Source organism: uncultured Aquimarina sp. (assembly GCF_947495315.1).
Classification (GTDB): domain Bacteria; phylum Bacteroidota; class Bacteroidia; order Flavobacteriales; family Flavobacteriaceae; genus Aquimarina.
In genome coordinates this window covers 40,301-58,783 of the sequence record NZ_CANLYD010000025.1, presented here as the reverse complement: position 1 = coordinate 58,783, position 18,483 = coordinate 40,301, and the positions used below count along the sequence as shown (strand labels likewise).

The window sequence follows — 18,483 nt, the reverse complement described above, 5'->3', positions numbered from 1 at the left end:
GTTATGAAAATGAATATAAAAGATAATTACTTCAAGTTTTTAGCGTTGATGATTGCTATCATCTCTCTGAATTCTTGTACAGACGATCTTAATCAGGATCCAAGGGACAATACAATTTTCCTTGCAGAAGAATTTTATGCCGATCCTGGTTCTTATGAACAAGCAATTGCAGGAATATATGGAAATTTATCACTCACTGGGTTAGCCGGACCGACATCCTCCAATATCGGTGGTGTAGATGCGGGTACCAGTCAATACGGTCGTGGTATTATGAATATGCAAATATTTACTACGGATGAAATCGTATGGACTTATATAAACGATGAAGCTGGATTCATAGATGATTTACAAACATCTACCTGGACAGGAGCAAATACTATCATACGTGGTTTCTTTAGTAGAGCAATGTTCTCTGTATCATTAGCAAATGAATTTTTACGTCAAACAACTGATGGTAAATTAGATTCAAGAGGTGTTACTGGAGAATTAAGAACAGAAATCGCATTATATAGAGCTGAAGCTAGATTACTTAGAGCATTAGCTTATTACAATTTAATGGATTCTTATGGAAGAGCACCATTTTATTCTGAAAATGATGTGGTAGGAAGTACTCAAGGCCCTGAAATGAATCGTCAACAATTATTTGATTTTATTGAAAGTGAATTACTAGCCATAGAGCCTGAACTTACAGATCCAAGACGAAATGAATATGGTAGAGGAGACAAAGGAGTAGCTTGGGCAATTCTAGCTAAAATGTATCTAAATGCAGAAGTTTATATTGACACTAATCGTTATAGTGATTGTAGAATATATTGTGAAAGAATTATTAATGGAGGATACACTCTAGCGAATAACTATAAGGATCTTTTTAGAGGTGATAATAATACTAATCAAGCTGCTAATGAGATTATATTTCCTCTAATTGCCGATGGACAATTCACACAAAACTTTGGCCCTACTACGGTAATGACCAATGGAGCAGTTGGTAGTATTGAACGAAATGGAGAAAACCTTGGTGTTACAGCTGCAGGATGGTCAGGGGCGATCAGAATATCTCCTCAGTTTTCAGAAAAATTTGATGGTGATGATTTCATAGATGATGATAGAAATACCATTATTAAAGATCGTAGAACTCCAGAAATATCAAATATAACAGATCCTACAACAGGTTTTGTTTTAGAAAAGTACACTAACGTAACAACTACTGGTGAAACCGGAACTGATGCTGGCAACGAATTTTCTGATGTAGATTTCCCTATGTTTAGATTAGCTGATGTGTATCTAATGTATGCGGAAGCAAATCTGAGAGGTGGTGGTGGTGATCCTAATACCGCTTTAGGATATATCAATGATCTTAGAAATAGAAGTAATGCTGCAACTGTTTCTTCCGCAGATGTTGATCTTGATTTTATCATTGACGAACGAGCAAGAGAATTGTATTGGGAAGGACACAGAAGACAAGATCTTGTGCGTTTTGGATTATTCTCTGGTGGTGGATACAACTGGGCACTTAAAGGAAATTCTCAAAATGGAATTGCGATTCCTGCATTTAGAGATCTATTTCCTGTTCCTGATGCAGCTAGAGCTGCCAATCAAAATCTAGGTCAAAATCCTGGTTATTAATTATTAAACTCAATTTTTAAAAATATAAGCAACATGAAAAAAATATCAATAATAGTGATGGCATTAGTAGCCTTAATTGGGTTCAATGCTTGTACTGACGACGACGCATTAGTATTTACAGCGCAAGACCCTGTAGAGGCAATTACATTTACAAATTCTGTTTCTTCAGAATATGTATTAACAATAGAAGCATCAAACAATACTGCAGAAAGATTTGTATGGCAATCTCCTGATTTTGGAGTAGACACTGCTATTACTTACGCCCTTCAAGGTTCTGGTGAATCTACATTCGAAACTTTTACTGGTTTAGGAACTACTGCTGCTAATGATATCCCTGTAACGGTACAACAATTATTTGACTTAGCAGCAACTGCTGGTCTTGATAATGACCCGTTGACCTCTCAGGTAGATGCAGATGGAAACCCAATTCTTGATAGTGATGGAGATCCTGTTCCTAATAATGCTGGTGAACTGTTTTTTAGATTAGTAGCTTCTGTGGGAACAACAGATGGTGGCCCTTCTACTATTTCTGACATACTACCTATTAATGTTTTCTTACCAGAACCTGTTATAGAGGAAGTAGAATTCCCTAAATTATATGTAGTTGGAAGCTTCTTAGAAGCAAGTGGATATGGTCCAAACTGGACTGCTTCTGAAAATGCGCCAGCTATTATGGCTAGAGATGAAGAAGATACACAATATGAAGGTTTTGTATTCTTTAATGATGCAGGTGCTAATTATAAATTCTTACCTACAACGACTAGTTTTGATGGAGATTATGGTGATGCTGGAGCTAGTGATGGATCTTACACTGAGATTTTAGTTCAAGAAGGAGAAGTAAACTGTGGTTTACCTGCCGGTTCTGTTGCTGGGTATTATTTAGTAAGAGCTAATCTTACTGATGTAGATAACATCACGTATAGTGTAGAACCTGCAGAATGGGCCTTAGTTGGTGGTGCTACTCCACTTGGATGGCCAGCTGGAGGAACTGAAGGTGTACCTGGAAACGATCACGATATGACATATGATGCTACAACGCAAGTATGGACGATCACCATTAATCTTACTGCTGGAGAATTTAAGTTTAGAGCAAATGATGATTGGGCATTAAACTTAGGAGGAGATGCTGGAAACGATGGATCTATGGACTTTAACGGACCTAATTTATCCGTGGATGCTGATGGTACGTATGTGGTTACTCTTGATTTGAGTAACCCAAGAGGATATTCTTATTCCGCAGTATTGCAATAATCAAAAATAAATACGAAAAGGCTGTTATATCTAATAACAGCCTTTTTACTTTAAATACATAACGTCATGAAAAAATTTACTTTAGTATTTGTGTTCTTTCTAGGACTGATGATGTCCTATGCACAGCAGCAAAATGCAACTTTTACCATTGACCCTCCAGCGTTTAATGAGGGTGATGAGATTACCATTACAGTATCTGGAGTGGATCTTAGTGTTTGGGGAGCAACAGACTTGTATCTATGGGCTTGGTACTTTGATAGTCCAACCGCTACTGCAGCTATCAATTCTCCTAATAATGGGGACTGGACAGACTCATCGAATAGTGCACAACCGCAGATCTTTACTGACAACGGAAATGGCACATACTCTATCACCCTAACACCTACAATCTTTTATGGTGCTACAGGGATTGACCGTATCGGTATGTTAGCCAAAGCTCAAGATGGTACAGGAGATAATAAAACTCAAGACAATATAGTCGACGTTGGTATCTTTCAGCTGGCTTTAGATGCACCTACAGAATCTGTAAGCATTATTGATAGTGGAAATGACTTAACAATTACTGCAACTACAACTTTAAATGCAGACTTCGAACTTTATGCTAATGGTGTTTCTGTTGACACACAAAACGGAATAACAAACTATACGACTAACTATACGATTACGGAAAGTATAGACTTCGAACTTGTAGCTACAGAATCAGGAACTTCTAATTCCTTATCCGAAACTTTCTCTGCTATTACAACTCCTGTGAACAATGAAGCGCCAGTACCTGCAGGAATGAAAGACGGATTAAATTTAGATGGTACTTCTGCCACTTTAGTGCTATATGCACCTGGAAAAAACTTTGTTCACGTAAAAGGAAATTTTAACGGAAATGACTGGGCTCTTGACAATACTTACTTGTTAAATAAAGATAGTGCTCAAGATCGATTCTGGATTACAATAGACAACTTACCAAATAATGCTGATATCTTATATCAATATGTGGTAGACGCATCCATCTCTGTTGCTGACCCCTACGCTACATTAATATTATCTGAATTTAACGATGGATTTATTGATGCTACTACTTTTCCAAATTTACCAAGCTATCCGGCAGGGAAAACGAATGATGCCGTATCTTGGTTTAAAACAAGTGAAGCTGAATATGTATGGCAAACAACCGATTTCCAGAGACCTGAAGTTACTGATTTAGTAATCTATGAGTTATTAATTAGAGATTTTGATGCATTACATTCTTTTGATTCAGTTAAAGCAAGACTTGATTATTTGCAAGACTTAGGAATTAATGCTATTGAATTGATGCCTGTTTCAGAATTTGATGGAAACAATAGCTGGGGGTATAACCCATCTTTCCATATGGCATTAGATAAATATTATGGTACTCCTACAGCATTTAAACAATTTGTAGATGAATGTCACGCCAGAGGAATCGCGATAATATTGGATGTTGTCTATAACCATGCTTCTGGTCAAAACCCATATTACAGAATGTGGAATACATCTGGTGGCGGTTATGGTGGGCAAGCAAGTGCAGATAGCCCATTCTTTAACCAGACAGCAACGCATTCTTTTAGTGTGTTTAATGATTTTGATCATAGTAAACAGGCTACACAAGATTATGTAAAAAGAACTGTTGAGTATTGGATTGAAGAATATAACATAGATGGTTTTAGATGGGACCTAACCAAAGGATTTACTCAAAACTGTACAGCCTCTGATGATTCTTGTACGAATGCTTTTCAGCAAGACAGAGTTGATATTCTAAAAGAATATGCTGATTATCAATGGGCTGTTAATCCTGATTTTTATGTCATTTTTGAACATTTAGGACGTATTACCGAAGAAAAGGAATGGGCTGATTACCGGGCTAATGAAGGTAAAGGTATATTACTTTGGAACAAACAAACCGATCCTTACAATGAATCTACAATGGGCTACCATGACGGTGGTAAATCCAATTTTTCAGGAGTATCCTATAAAGTAAAAGGTTTTGACGGTCCTTCTGCAATTTCTTATATGGAAAGTCACGATGAAGAGCGATTGATGTATAAAAATGTTCAATTTGGTAATGACACCAGTGCTCCTGCATATGATGTTACAGAATTATCAACCGCTTTAGATAGAGTAGAACTTGCCGGAGCATTTTACTTTACCATTCCAGGTCCAAAAATGATTTGGCAATTTGGTGAATTAGGATATGGTTTTAGTATCAACCGATGTGAGGACGGATCCATTGATAATGGATGTAGAACAAATCCTAAGCCTATTCGTTGGGATTATCTCAACGTTACTGACAGAACAGATGTCTATGATCTATATACTAAGTTAATTAGATTAAAGTTAAATGATAAAATATTCAAAACCGATAATTTCACCTTATCCGTTTCCTCAACTGCAGATAAGAAAATTCATTTAACCGATGATACCGCAACCGGAGATGAGATAAAACATGTAACTATCATTGGTAATTTTGATGTTGATCCGTTAGATATTGATCCAGAATTTCAAGAAATAGGTACTTGGTATGATTTATTAAGTGATACTGGAGAAACAATTGATGTAACAGATGTAAACGCTCTTATCACATTACAGCCGGGTGAGTTTAAGATATTCGGAAATCAAGAATCTGTTACTTTAGGTATCGAAGATGTTATTAAAGGTGCTAGTTTTGATGCATATCCTAATCCAGCACAAACAGCTTTTAGTATTAATGAATCGGTACAAAAAGTATCTGTGTACACCATTACAGGAGCATTAGCCAAAAAATTCGAAGGTGATTTCCAACCAGGAACAAGTTTCGAAATTGGAGAATTATCCAGAGGATTATACTTAGTACAAATCCAAAACGAAAAAGGAATAGCCACTACTAAACTTAGTTTAAACTAAAGTTCTAGAACTTTAGTTATTCTTATTTAAAGGGAGTTTCTGCGGAATACTCCCTTTTTATTTTTAGAAATTTTGAATTATTATATTAAATTTTATAGTATACAGTAAAACTCCTTACAATATAAATTTAAAGAAGAATGTTTGTTTTTTAAAACACTTAATAGAGTATTATTAATTCTAGTCATAAGTTTTAATTATATCTAAAACTACATTGAGGATTTATTCTTAAATAAAACACAAAAATATTGTTTTATCAACACTATAACGTTGTAGTTAGCACAATACCGATAATCAAATCTTTAGATTAACTATCTTATTAAAAATCTTAAAATCTTTATATAATGAAAAAAGACATTTTAAAAAACATTAGAAAAATTGTGCTAACGAAAAAGGAAAAACAAACAATTGTGGGTGGTTATGATGGCCCTTTTACAGGTAATTGCTCTTTTATTTGTTGTGGAGGCAGCCAAAATCAATTGAATCGGATTTCAAATCCTTGTGACTCTAGACCATTATATGTTTATAGACCTAATCCTAGTCTACATTGTGTATCTACCTGTTAAGGTAATTATTAATTAAAACGTATTAAAGGCTGTTTTCTAATAATCAGCCTTTTTTAATTCTTCCTTATGAGAATATAAATTTATACCAGTTGTCATTTGAATTTAATGTAAAAGCAAATTCAAACAACAGCTGGTATTATCGTTTCCAACACAATGATCATATATCGAAATATTCCAATTCGAATTATAAAAAGGAATCGTTACGAATTAATTTTCAACTATTCCGTCTAAGAGCCTACTTTATATGATATCCTTCCAGATTAAGTTCAAAATAATAGACTCGAAATCTTTCTATCTAAAAAAATACCGTCTATAAAGTATCCCCTTTCTTTCTTAAAACCTCAATATTATTAATCGCATGATAAGAACTTTTAAAAATTTATTCAATAAAAAAAAATATAACCCTATACAACCAAGTGATCTTATTATTGGAAATAATAACATCATCGAAAAACAAAGTGATTATCTATTTCATCTCAATATCACTATAAATGGCAATAATAATAAGATATTGATCAAAAATGATTGTAACATTTCGAATATTATTATCAATATTCAGGGAGACAATCATTACTTAGAAATAGGATCAGGATGTAGAATAAGTGGTGGGATGTTTTGGTTAGAGCATACTAATTGTAAAATTATCATAGGAGCAAAAACTACTATTGAATGGGCACATATAGCAGCTACAGAAGATGATAGCAGTATTGTAATTGGGGAAGATTGTATGTTCTCCGATAACATTTCTATACGTACAAGTGATTCTCATAGCATAATTGATCTAGAGAGCAACAAAAGGATTAATCAAGCAAAAAGCATTAACATTGGAAATCATGTATGGCTTGGAGCACATGTCAAAATTCTTAAAGGTGCTAACATAGGTAATAATAGTGTTATAAGCATGGGTGCAATAGTCACAAAACGTATTTCTAATAATTCAATAGCAGCAGGAATTCCTGCTAAAGTTATCAAATTAAACACCGATTGGATAAGAGATTTATTATAATTTTCTTAAAAAAATCATAAAGTGATATTTATTATCAACACTACAACGTTTACGTGATATTTCCCCACGTAACGTATTACCGTTTAATCGTATTATAGAGTAATAGTTTGTTATACAAATCATTATTAATTTAAAAAACAATGTAATTATGAAAAAAGACATTTTGAAAAAGATCAAAGCGTCAGTACTTTCTAAGAAAGAAACTAAAACTATCGTGGGAGGATATGACGGATCCTTTGGTGCTGGAAATTGTTCATTTATTATATGCGGAGGTTCACAAAACCAAGGAGCTCCAGCTTATAAGCCAGGTTGCCCAACTCTTAATCCAGGAACGGCTGGTCAGAGACTTTATGTTTATAGACCAAACCCTTCATTATTCTGTTGGGGATAATTAAAATGTATCAAAAAGCAAAGGCTCTTCTGTTGAGGGGTCTTTAGTTTTTAAAAAAGATAAAAGCGTACAAGCATCAGCAAGAAAATAAAAAAATGAAGGTAATACAAAGTTTCTGGTCAAAACCAAGTAATAACAAATCTGAAGATCCTAACTCAAGATATAAAGGTGGATGGCTTCATCAAAAATATGCCTTTTACAGTCAAGCTCTAAGCTGTCTTACTTTTAAACAATTTTATGATCAAGTAGAGTTGTATACCGATACAGACGGTAAACACCTATTGATAGATGTTTTAGACATTCCATATACCAATGTACATATCACTCTTAATCAAATAGATAAATACAATTCTAAATTATGGGCTTTAGGAAAAATATTTACATATGCAGAACAGAACGAACCGTTTATGCATTGTGATTCTGATGTGTTTATTTGGAAAAAATTACCCGAACTTCTTACTACTTCTCCGCTATTTGCTCAAAATGTTGAGATAAATTTTCCAGCGTATGAGGAAGCTCTCAATGATGTTTTTATCAATTTTGATTGGATTCCCACAGAGTTAATCAATTCATTATACAAAAATAAAGAAATACACGCGCTCAATGCGGGAATAATTGGAGGGCAAGAAATTGACTTTTTTAAAAAACTAAAAGAACAAGTTCTTCAATTCATAGAAAAAAATGAACATTTACTTGATAAAATTGATGTAGGGATTTTCAATACTATATTTGAACAGCAATTGGGGTTCGCTATTGCTGAAAAAAACAATATTCCCGTGTCTTATTATTTAGAAAATGTTGATTCTGACTTTTCAAAAGTGATTAATTTCCATACAGTCCCTTTTCAATCTCAATATGTACATTGTATCGGATACGCTAAAAAATCATTTTTTGCTTGTGAACAAGTTGAGGCTAGATTAAAATATCATTTCCCAGAATTTTATAGAGCACTTAATAATAGACTCGCTGCATATTTTGATAAAAACTCCTTTGAGAGTGATATAAGTCCCAGAAGAATGGATTTTCTATTTAATATGTATGATTGGTTGTCTAATAAATCTATTGATGATATTAGCAATACAAATTTTAAACTGAATCCTTCTTGTAAAATAATTGAAGAAAATAACGCCTATTTTCTAGAACATATAATACCACAAACAAATAATCTGCAGCGACAAGAACTTAAAGATTGGAATATCATCTTGTTGTATTTTGAAGAACCTACAACTATTAATCAGTTATATAAAGACTTGTCTGAAGATGAATCTTTTCTTGAAAATACTAATAAAGAAGAATTGAAAGATAAACTTATTTCCTTTATTATGGATAAAACAATGTTATTAGAAATTCTACAGCCCATAATCTAAGTATCCACAAATTCAAACTCTTTCCATTTTGAAAGACTCCGTAATACATCTATTATAAAAGCGCTTAAAAAGCATAAAACATTAATTGATGAAGCCAAATCTTCCAGCTCCGAAAAACGAGTCTTATTTGTTAAAATTTTGTGAATTAGATCTATTACAAACTACAATTTATCAACACGAAAACGTAATAGTGAGGTGATGCCATAAAAAAAGCAGGTTGTTCTTATATTTTTCTCATAATTTCAAGTAACAAACAGAAAAAATCCCAGTTTTTATAAAACTATCACCACACAATCCGTAATATTTTATGAGTAAAATTAAATAATAATCATTTGGCATTCAATTTAGTTTGTAGTTGCAAATGCAAATTGATAAGAATAATAAATGTTTAGGTTGCGCAACCGCAGACCGATTGAGGGTTAATGTCTGAAAATTATGACTTCTCATCAAACAAAAAGCGGATACCGAAAAGCTAATGAGTAGGTGAACAATTAAATTTTATCAAAATGAAAAAAAAGTTTTTATCAAAAATCAAAGATGCTCGATTATTGAGTAAAGAAGAAAGCAAATCAATCTCTGGAGGGTATGGTGGTTATGAAATTGTGACCTGTGGATTACCTCGATGCGTTCATGGATGGTATCCCTTAAATATAGGTTGCGATATTCCTGCCTATATGGGATCAATTGGTGGAGGTAGATATGGAAAATGTCTTTCATATTAAGTCAACATTTTAAATACATATGAGCATAAAAATCATTCAAAGTTTTTGGTCTAAACCTTTTTTAGAACAAAACTATGACGAAAGTGCTAGATTTAAGGCGGGTTGGTCCAGTACCAACCTGTTTTTTTATAGCACGCTATTGAGTTGTTTGACTTTTAAAAAACAATATGGAAATGTAGTAATGTATACCGATGACTACGGAAACGAATTATTGAAAGAAAAACTACAAATCCCATATACATCAGTTAGCACAAAATTAGAGCGTTTACATCATTATCCCGCTGGTCTATGGGCATTAGGTAAGATCTTATCATACTCCATGCAGGATCAACCGTTTCTTCATGTCGATACCGATGTGTTTATATGGAACCGTTTTCCTGAATCATTTGTTAGCAAAGATATTTGTTTTCAGAATTTGGAGTTTAATTTTCCAAGATACAAAGAGGTGTTAGATGTAATATTGCATGAATTTGTAAATGTACCCAATACCTTGAGTAAAGAATACCTGAAAAACGGAAATATCAATGCATTTAATGCAGGGGTGATCGGAGGGAACAATACCTCCTTTTTTAAGGAACTTTCAAAAATAGTTTTCTCATTTATTGATGATAATCGGTCGAACTTAAGCAAAATAGATCTCGGTATTTTTAATATGGTTTATGAGCAAATGCTAGGAATGAATCTAGCTATTGAAAATAATTTAAGCACCAATGCTCTTTATGATGAAATGAATGCTTCTTTTTCTAAAGTAATGAGATTTCAGCTTATCCCAGAAAAAGAATATTATATTCATACCGTGGGACATGGCAAAAAGTCACCTGTGACCCAAGAACAAATTGAAGCGAGGCTTCGATATGAATTTCCTGACGAGTTTCATAAACTAAACGAATCCTTAAAAAGGAACGGGTTATTTGATGGCGAATATAAAGGTATTAGTGAAAAACGTTTCTGCTATCTGGAAAAGAACTTCGATTGGTTAAAAAACGCATCCTGGGATGAGAAAATGAATACTAAATTTATCATAAACAAGAGTGTTACCTTTAAAGAAAATGAAAATAACGATGTAATATTATATTACAATTCTCCTCAAGACTTAAAAAACACCTCCATTAAAGTGGAGGATTGGGACTTTTTCCTTTTCTACTTCGAAGAAGAGAATACCATTAAAGATGCCGCGTCCGAAGCCTACGCAGAAGAATCTATTTCTTCTCAAATGGATAAAAAAGAGCTAGAAGAACGATTATTTTCTCTGGTTATGGATCGATGTATGTACAATGAAATCCTATTGCCTGAATTTGTATAACAAACACTTAATCAAATTTCACAACCAATACTATTATAATTAATTCGCTTTAATGAAAGATTCTGTTATCTACTTATTATACAAACTCTTAAAAAAGAACAAAATTGCTATAGATGAAGAAGAGGTTAAGTTTCAACTATTAAGTCATCCCACCTACCCAAGCCTGCATTCAATTACGGGGGTTCTCGATCATTTTGCTATAGAAAATATTGCAGCCAAGATTCCTACAGATAGTGAAACCTTATCACAATTAAACTCGTATACTCTTACTCAAATTAGAAACGAAACTGGAGAGCATTTTGTTATTTTTATCAAGAAAAAAAATACAATCAATCTCATTTTTAGTAGAGAATATAAGCAAACACTTTCTATAGAAGAATTTCTAAAAGTCTGGACTGGCGTTATTCTTATTATTGATCCCAATGAAAATAGTAAAACTAATACCTCTAACAAAGAACCTAAATACCGTACCGCAGTAAGCTTTTTTTTAGTAATAATTTTACTGGGATCATTTCTCTTGTTAAAACCCGAATTAACAGCTTTCATCCATTATTTATTGTCATTTTCAGGTCTGCTATTTAGCGCATTAATAGTATCAAAAGAACTTGGTATACAATCTAGCACGGTTAATAAATTCTGTAATAAAGAGCAAAAAAACATCGACTGCGACGCTGTCTTAAATTCTAAAGGAGCTACTTTGTTTAATAAATTAAAACTTAGTGATATTTCGATAGTATATTTTGGCACCCTAATTATTTCTTCTTTATTAATATTGCTTAATGACAATAGTAGTATTGACCTTATATATTTAATTTCTATTAGCGCAATCCCATTTACAGTATATTCCATTTTTTATCAATATAAAATTATAAAAAACTGGTGTTTATTATGTATATCTATCTCTCTTATTTTATGGTTGCAAGCAATAACAATATATTTTACAAATTTTGATATTAAAGAACTAACATTTGATAGCTATTCTTTCGGCTTTACTTTAATATCTTTTTTATTAATCTCAACCGCATGGTCTTACGTAATACCATTACTAAAAAACGAGATAGCATCCAGAAAATTAAAAATCGAACATTTCAAGTTTAAAAGAAACTATACTCTTTTTAACACACTGCTTTCAGAATCCGAAATACTACCAACTAAATTAATAGATAAAAAAGAAATAATTCTGGGTAACAAAACCGAAAAACCGGAACTATCAATTACAGTAATCACAAATCCTTTGTGTGGTCATTGTAAAGAAGTCCACTTATTAATCGATAACATATTGAAAAACTATAAAAAAGAAGTTCAAATCATTGTACGTTTTAATATACCGAACATTCATTCAGAGAATGAAAGCACAAAAATAGCAGCACGTCTTACTGAATTATTTAACGATGAAGGAGAAGAAAGATGCAAACTTGCTATGAGCAAGATTTACCTGTCTAGTGCACCTAATGATTGGCTAAAAACGTATGGGAATTTCAGTAATGACAATTACCTAAACTTGCTTAAAAAACAGCATCAATGGTGCGTGAGTTATGATAAAAACTTTACTCCCGAAATATTATTAAACGGGAAATCTTATCCTAATGCGTATAATAGAAAAGAATTACTTTTCTTTGTAGAAGATCTCATTACACAAAATTAAAACTCTGAATGCCAAAATTTCCTTTTTATAAACAAGCTGAATCCAAAGATTGTGGACCCACTTGTATTAAAATCATAGCTAAACATTACGGAAAAGTACTGAATACGCAGAAGCTTAGATCCCTAAGTGAAACGACCAGAGAAGGGAGTTCCTTACTTGGCCTAAGCGAAGCTGTAGAAAGTATTGGATTTAGATCGTTAGGTGTAAAGCTATCTTTAAAACAATTATTAGAAGTCCCACTGCCTTGTATTGTTCATTGGAACAAAGTACATTATGTGGTAGTTTATAAAATCAAGACCACCAGGAAAGATGGTATGACGATTTATGTATCAGATCCAGCTCATGGTTTGATCACTTATACTAAGGAGGAATTTATAAAAGCCTGGATCGGTAATAATGCGGATCAAACTACAGAAGAAGGTGTTGCATTATTGGTAGAACCTACTCCAAAATTTTATAATGACAACCTAGATGAAAAAGATGAAGAATTTGGGTTTAAATTTATTTCTAAATACGTTTTTAAATACAAAAAGTTCATCTTTCAACTTATACTAGGTTTAACTGCTGGTAGTTTATTACAGCTTATTACGCCATTCCTAACCCAAAGTATTGTTGATGTAGGTATAGAAAATGAAGATATTGATTTCGTATATTTAGTATTAATTGCGCAACTATCATTGTTTATCGGACGAACATTAATTGATGTTTTAAGAAGCTGGATTCTATTGCATTTAAGTACCAGAATTAACATCTCACTGATTTCAGATTTTTTTATAAAATTAATGAACCTGCCTATCTCCTATTTTGACGTAAAAATGACTGGAGATTTATTACAGCGAATCAATGACCATAAAAGAATCGAGCAAATACTCACCATGTCTTCACTAAATGTGCTGTTTTCAATGGTGAACTTAATCGTATTTAGCATCGTTCTTATTTATTATAGTTTTTCCATATTTACCGTTTTTGCCATTGGTAGTTTGTTTTATTTTGCTTGGATTTTAATATTTTTCAAAAAACGTAAAAAACTTGATTATAAGCGTTTCTCTCAGATAAGTGAAGAACAAAGTAAAGTTATTGAATTAGTTAATGGTATGCAGGAGATTAAACTCCATAATGCAGAAAAAAGAAAGCGGTGGAATTGGGAGTTTGTACAGGCTAAACTTTTTAAAATATCAATAGAAAATCTTGCTTTAGAGCAATATCAGAGTGTAGGTTCTGCTTTTATCAATGAACTAAAAAATATATTGATCACTGTTCTTTCTGCGATACTAGTAATCGATGGAGAGATCACGCTAGGTATGATGTTAGCAATTACATCTATTGTAGGACAATTAAATGCTCCTATAACACAGTTGATTAACTTTCTTAGAGAATTACAAGATGCTCAGATCTCATTAGAACGTCTCGGAGAGATTCATAATAAAGAAGATGAAGAAAAGACGGGTGATGAAAAGCTTAGGGATATCCCGGAAAATTCTGGTTTTGATATCAAAAATCTAAGTTTTAGGTATGTAGGATCTGATAAGCCTGTATTACAAAATTTGGATTTATCGATTCCTGCGAACAAAATAACGGCAGTTGTTGGTGTCAGTGGTAGTGGAAAAACTACACTTATGAAACTGTTGCTAAAGTTTTATGAACCTGATGAAGGACAGATATTCATCAGTTCTCATGATTTACAGAATGTATCACAAAAAGCTTGGAGAGATCAATTTGGAGTTGTTATGCAAGAAGGATATATCTTTAATGATACGATTGCTAATAACATTGCAGTAGGAGAAGACTATGTGGACAAGAAAAAATTAGCTCATGCAGTGGATGTCGCCAACATTAAGGAATTTGTTGAGTCACTGCCTTTGTCTTATAACACAAAAATAGGAATGGAAGGCGTAGGACTTAGTACAGGTCAGAAACAACGATTATTTATTGCTCGTGCGGTGTATAAAAACCCTAAATTCTTATTTTTCGATGAAGCTACATCTGCTCTGGATGCAAATAATGAAAAGGTAATCATGGAAAAATTGGATACCTTTTTTAAAGATAAAACGGTTATGGTAATAGCGCATCGGTTAAGTACCGTTAAAAATGCTGATCAGATTGTAGTATTAGATAAAGGAGAAATTATAGAAGTTGGAAATCACGAATCGTTGATTAAAGAAAAAGGAAGCTATTATAATTTGGTTAAAAATCAATTAGAACTTGGTAAGTAGTGAGTAGTGAGTAGTGAGTAGTGAGTAGTGAGTAGTGAAAATTAGATTATTTTATTGAAAACAAGCAGTAATTCATAATTCGTAATTACACAAAAAAAATGCCAGATAATTTAGACGATATACAATTAAGAAGCGAGGAAGTTCAGGAAATCTTAACTCGCGTACCACATTGGATGATTCGATGGGGAAACTTGTTAATATTAGTATTAATATTGTTATTACTGTTTCTTTCTTGGATGCTTAAATACCCAGATACAATACCTGCAGAAGCCATTATAACAACAGAGGTTCCATTACAAAAAGAGCAAGCAAATGTTAGTGAAAAGATAGAGGCTATTTTAGTAAAAGAAGGTGATACAGTTCCAGAAGGAACTCCTTTAGCTATTCTTCGAAATACGGCAAACTATCTCGATGTATTTAGTCTTAAAAGAGTAATTGATACCATCACTCTTAATAATCGACAAATTGATTTTCCTTTTGATCAAATGCCACCAATACTGGCACTAGGAGATATACAAACAAGTTATGCTACTTTCGAGAATAGTTATATAGAATATAGTTTAAATAGAGAATTAAAACCATTTTCTGATGAAAACATCGCTAATCAGATATCCTTGTCAGAGCTATATAGAAGGCAAGAAGGTATCTTAAGTCAGAAAAAAATTGAAGGAAGTGCACTAAACTTCAAGAAAAAAGATTTTGCAAGACAACAGGAGTTATATGATAAAGGTAGTATTTCTCAACAAGAATTTGAACAAGCAAAAATTGAGTACTTGCAGTTTGAGAATAACTATAAAAACTATGACACACAACTTTCTCAGATTAAGGAGAGTATTAGTAATGCTCAGAAGACATCAAAGGGTACAGAATTTAATCAACAAAGAGAAGAAATAAGTTTACGTAATAAGGTGATACAATCTTTTGATCAATTGAAAAAAAGTATAAAAGATTGGGAATTAAGATATCTGTTACAATCCGATATAGAAGGAAGAGTTTCTTTTTCTAATTATCGTTTTGAAAATGAAAATGTAACTGCCGGCGATATTGTTTTTATAGTAATCCCAATTCAGGAATCTTCTTCATATGTTGCGAAGATAAAAGCACCAACTCAAAATTCCGGGAAAATAAAATTAGGACAAAAAGCCAATATCAAATTAGCAAATTTTCCAGATGATGAATTTGGAATGTTACAAGGAACGGTAAATTATATATCAATGTTACCAGATAAAGATGGATTATATCTGATCGACGTAAAGCTACCTAAAAAACTGATCACAACTTACAAAAAAGAAATCCCTTTTCAGCAAGAAATGAGAGGTTCTGTAGAAATTATAACTGAAGATCTAAGACTTATAGAAAGATTCTTTTATCAATTTAGGAGTTTAATGGATAAATAAAATTATGCAGCCTTAGGCAAAGAAATATAGAAAGTACTACCTTTTCCAAGGGTGCTTTCTACTTTTATTTCACCTTGATTAAGTTCTATTAATTCTTTACATATTCTAAGTCCAAGACCGGTGCCTGTTTCATTCTCCGTTCCATTAGTTGTAAATGTATCTTCTGCAAATAGTTTATTGAGATTAGATGGATCAATACCGACTCCAGTATCTTCAAAACAAATTTCGTAGTGATCTTCTTTTTCTCTGGATACTAAGGCTATAGAATCACCAGGATTACAAAACTTAATGGCATTAGCAATTAGATTCTGAGCCACAATCCCAAACATATCTTTATCCGCAAAAATCATAGTGGAATCCAACTTATTAATAAGCTTAATATCTTTTTTCTCAGCTTTGGGTTTAAAAAAAGTGAATTTATTACTGATTACTTCTGTTATATCAAAAGTAGTTGGCTTAGCATTTAACTCTCTCATTTGTGATTTTGACCAATTCAGTAAGTTATTCAACAAAATAGACGTTTGATGGGTTCTATTAGCTAATAATGGAACAATTTCTCTAAACTCTTCTGTAGAAATTACATCTTCCTTCATTAAGTTTAGACTACCTTCCAGTCCGTGTATTTCATTTTTTAGATCATGAGAAATAATAGAAAATAATTTATTTTTAACCTGATTTGATTCGTTAAGCTCTTTGATATACCTCTTTCTCTCTTTTCTGGTTTTGATAAACAGCATCATAAAAACCAGTATAACTGCTATTACGGTCAAACTAATAAAGGTAAATAATCTATACCTGAACAATTCTTCCTTGGTTCTTTGTTCTCTTTTTTCTTGCTCATCGATTAGCTTAAGCTGCTTTAATTCTGCTTCATATCTTGACTTCACATTTTCAACTTTCTGTGTAGTACTTTCATACATTTTCTTGTCCGAAAGTTGTTGATACTCTTTCTGCCATTTTATAGCATCTAGTAGATTACCTCTAGTAGAATCCAACTTAAAGGAATATTTATAGTTTTTTAATATTAATGATGTCACATTAGATTTTACAAGATTTTCTCTTGCTGCTTTTAATAATTTTTCGGCTTTTTTATACTGGCCTTCTTCTAATGCAATAATTCCCAACTGTTGTTTTGCATTTACAACTATTAGTTTATAATTAGCTTGACTACCAACACATAAGGTAGTGTCATAATATTTTTTTGCAGCCTCATATTCTTTACCATACATTGTGGCCTTCGCCATAATACTATATGATTGAGCAGTATGTTTTAAGTCATTTTCCGCTTTGTTAATTTTCATGGCTTCCTGTAGAATTTTCTTTGCTTCTGAAAGCTTCCCTCCTTCTGTATATAGCAAGGCTAGATTATTCATAACCATACCTACACCGTCTATTTTTAGATTTTTGCGGGTATCAATAGATTTTAAATAAAACTTTTCGGCATTTGGTATATCTTTAAGTTCTTTATAAATGATTGCTAGGTTGTTATAGATACCTGATAACCCAACACTATCATTTAATTGTTCCCTATATAGTTTAGCTTCCATAAGGTAAGCGGCTGCTTTCTCAAGATTTCCTTTATTTTGTTCGATTATAAATCTATCATTACTTACAGTCCCTAAACCATCTTTATCATCGATTTTTTTGAAATTATATATTGCTTTTTCGAAACTTTTACTGGATTCTATATTTCTTTGAGTCCGATCATAGATAACTCCCTTTAATCTGTAGACAAGACCTAATCCTCTTGTGTAACCAATATCGCTTGCCAACATTATGAGCTGATCCGCTATAGGTTCTACCCTGTCAAATTGGTCCTCATTCACGAACTGTTGTAAATCTCTAACTGATTTATTAAACAATGTTGTATCGTTTAATGTCCTTATTTTGGAAAGGTCAACTCCTGTTATTTGGCTTTGGGAAAAACCAAAGAAGCTCGTCCAACAGAGAACTAGTACTGTATAAATTGTTTTGTTCATATGCTTTATTTTGGGGATAAAAACAGATAAAAATCAAATATAATCCACAAAATACATTATTTCAATTAAAAAACAATCAAAAAGTAGTATTATTCTTACTTTTATTTATGGAATTACCATAAAAAACTCAA

The 18,483-nt window shown here is 32.5% G+C and carries 13 protein-coding genes; 12 read left to right on the top strand and 1 reads right to left on the bottom strand.

All coding sequences use genetic code 11. The features are described from left to right. Nucleotides 1-3: 3 nt before the first annotated feature. From Q0910_RS27605 to Q0910_RS27550, 12 genes are all read left to right on the top strand, one after another. On the top strand, nt 4-1,623 hold the full coding sequence (locus Q0910_RS27605) for a RagB/SusD family nutrient uptake outer membrane protein (protein ID WP_366142706.1): 1,620 nt from the start codon (nt 4-6) through the stop codon (nt 1,621-1,623). A gap of 33 nt (nt 1,624-1,656) precedes the next feature. Further along, on the top strand, nt 1,657-2,874 hold the full coding sequence (locus tag Q0910_RS27600; protein ID WP_299223780.1) for a SusE domain-containing protein: 1,218 nt from the start codon (nt 1,657-1,659) through the stop codon (nt 2,872-2,874). Between the two features lie 66 nt (nt 2,875-2,940). Next, nucleotides 2,941-5,766, top strand: coding sequence for an alpha-amylase family glycosyl hydrolase (locus tag Q0910_RS27595; protein ID WP_299223778.1), 2,826 nt, complete (start codon nt 2,941-2,943; stop codon nt 5,764-5,766). Between the two features lie 341 nt (nt 5,767-6,107). Then, entirely contained in the window at nt 6,108-6,329 is a 222-nt protein-coding gene (locus Q0910_RS27590; RefSeq protein WP_299223776.1) for a hypothetical protein, read from the top strand. Nucleotides 6,330-6,687: 358 nt separating this feature from the next. Continuing rightward, nucleotides 6,688-7,335, top strand: coding sequence for an acyltransferase (locus Q0910_RS27585; protein WP_299223774.1), 648 nt, complete (start codon nt 6,688-6,690; stop codon nt 7,333-7,335). Nucleotides 7,336-7,483: 148 nt separating this feature from the next. Then, nucleotides 7,484-7,726, top strand: coding sequence for a hypothetical protein (locus Q0910_RS27580; protein WP_299223772.1), 243 nt, complete (start codon nt 7,484-7,486; stop codon nt 7,724-7,726). Between the two features lie 95 nt (nt 7,727-7,821). Continuing rightward, nucleotides 7,822-9,093 (top strand): DUF6734 family protein, encoded by a 1,272-nt coding sequence (locus tag Q0910_RS27575; RefSeq protein ID WP_299223770.1) that lies wholly within the window; start codon nt 7,822-7,824, stop codon nt 9,091-9,093. A gap of 506 nt (nt 9,094-9,599) precedes the next feature. Further along, nucleotides 9,600-9,815: a hypothetical protein gene (locus Q0910_RS27570; protein WP_299223768.1), complete on the top strand. Its 216-nt coding sequence runs from the start codon at nt 9,600-9,602 to the stop codon at nt 9,813-9,815. Between the two features lie 19 nt (nt 9,816-9,834). Continuing rightward, complete coding sequence (locus Q0910_RS27565) at nt 9,835-11,118, top strand: DUF6734 family protein (protein ID WP_299223766.1); 1,284 nt, start codon at nt 9,835-9,837, stop codon at nt 11,116-11,118. Nucleotides 11,119-11,170: 52 nt separating this feature from the next. After that, entirely contained in the window at nt 11,171-12,763 is a 1,593-nt protein-coding gene (locus tag Q0910_RS27560) for a vitamin K epoxide reductase family protein (protein ID WP_299223764.1), read from the top strand. An 8-nt stretch (nt 12,764-12,771) separates the two neighbouring features. Then, a complete protein-coding gene (locus Q0910_RS27555; RefSeq protein WP_299223762.1) occupies nt 12,772-14,976 on the top strand; it encodes a peptidase domain-containing ABC transporter in 2,205 nt (734 codons plus the stop codon). Nucleotides 14,977-15,074: 98 nt separating this feature from the next. Then, complete coding sequence (locus Q0910_RS27550; RefSeq protein WP_299223760.1) at nt 15,075-16,373, top strand: HlyD family efflux transporter periplasmic adaptor subunit; 1,299 nt, start codon at nt 15,075-15,077, stop codon at nt 16,371-16,373. 2 nt (nt 16,374-16,375) lie between these two features. Here the strand turns inward: Q0910_RS27550 and Q0910_RS27545 are convergent, their stop codons facing one another. After that, nucleotides 16,376-18,352 (bottom strand): ATP-binding protein, encoded by a 1,977-nt coding sequence (locus tag Q0910_RS27545; protein ID WP_299223757.1) that lies wholly within the window; start codon nt 18,350-18,352, stop codon nt 16,376-16,378. Nucleotides 18,353-18,483 lie beyond the last annotated feature (131 nt).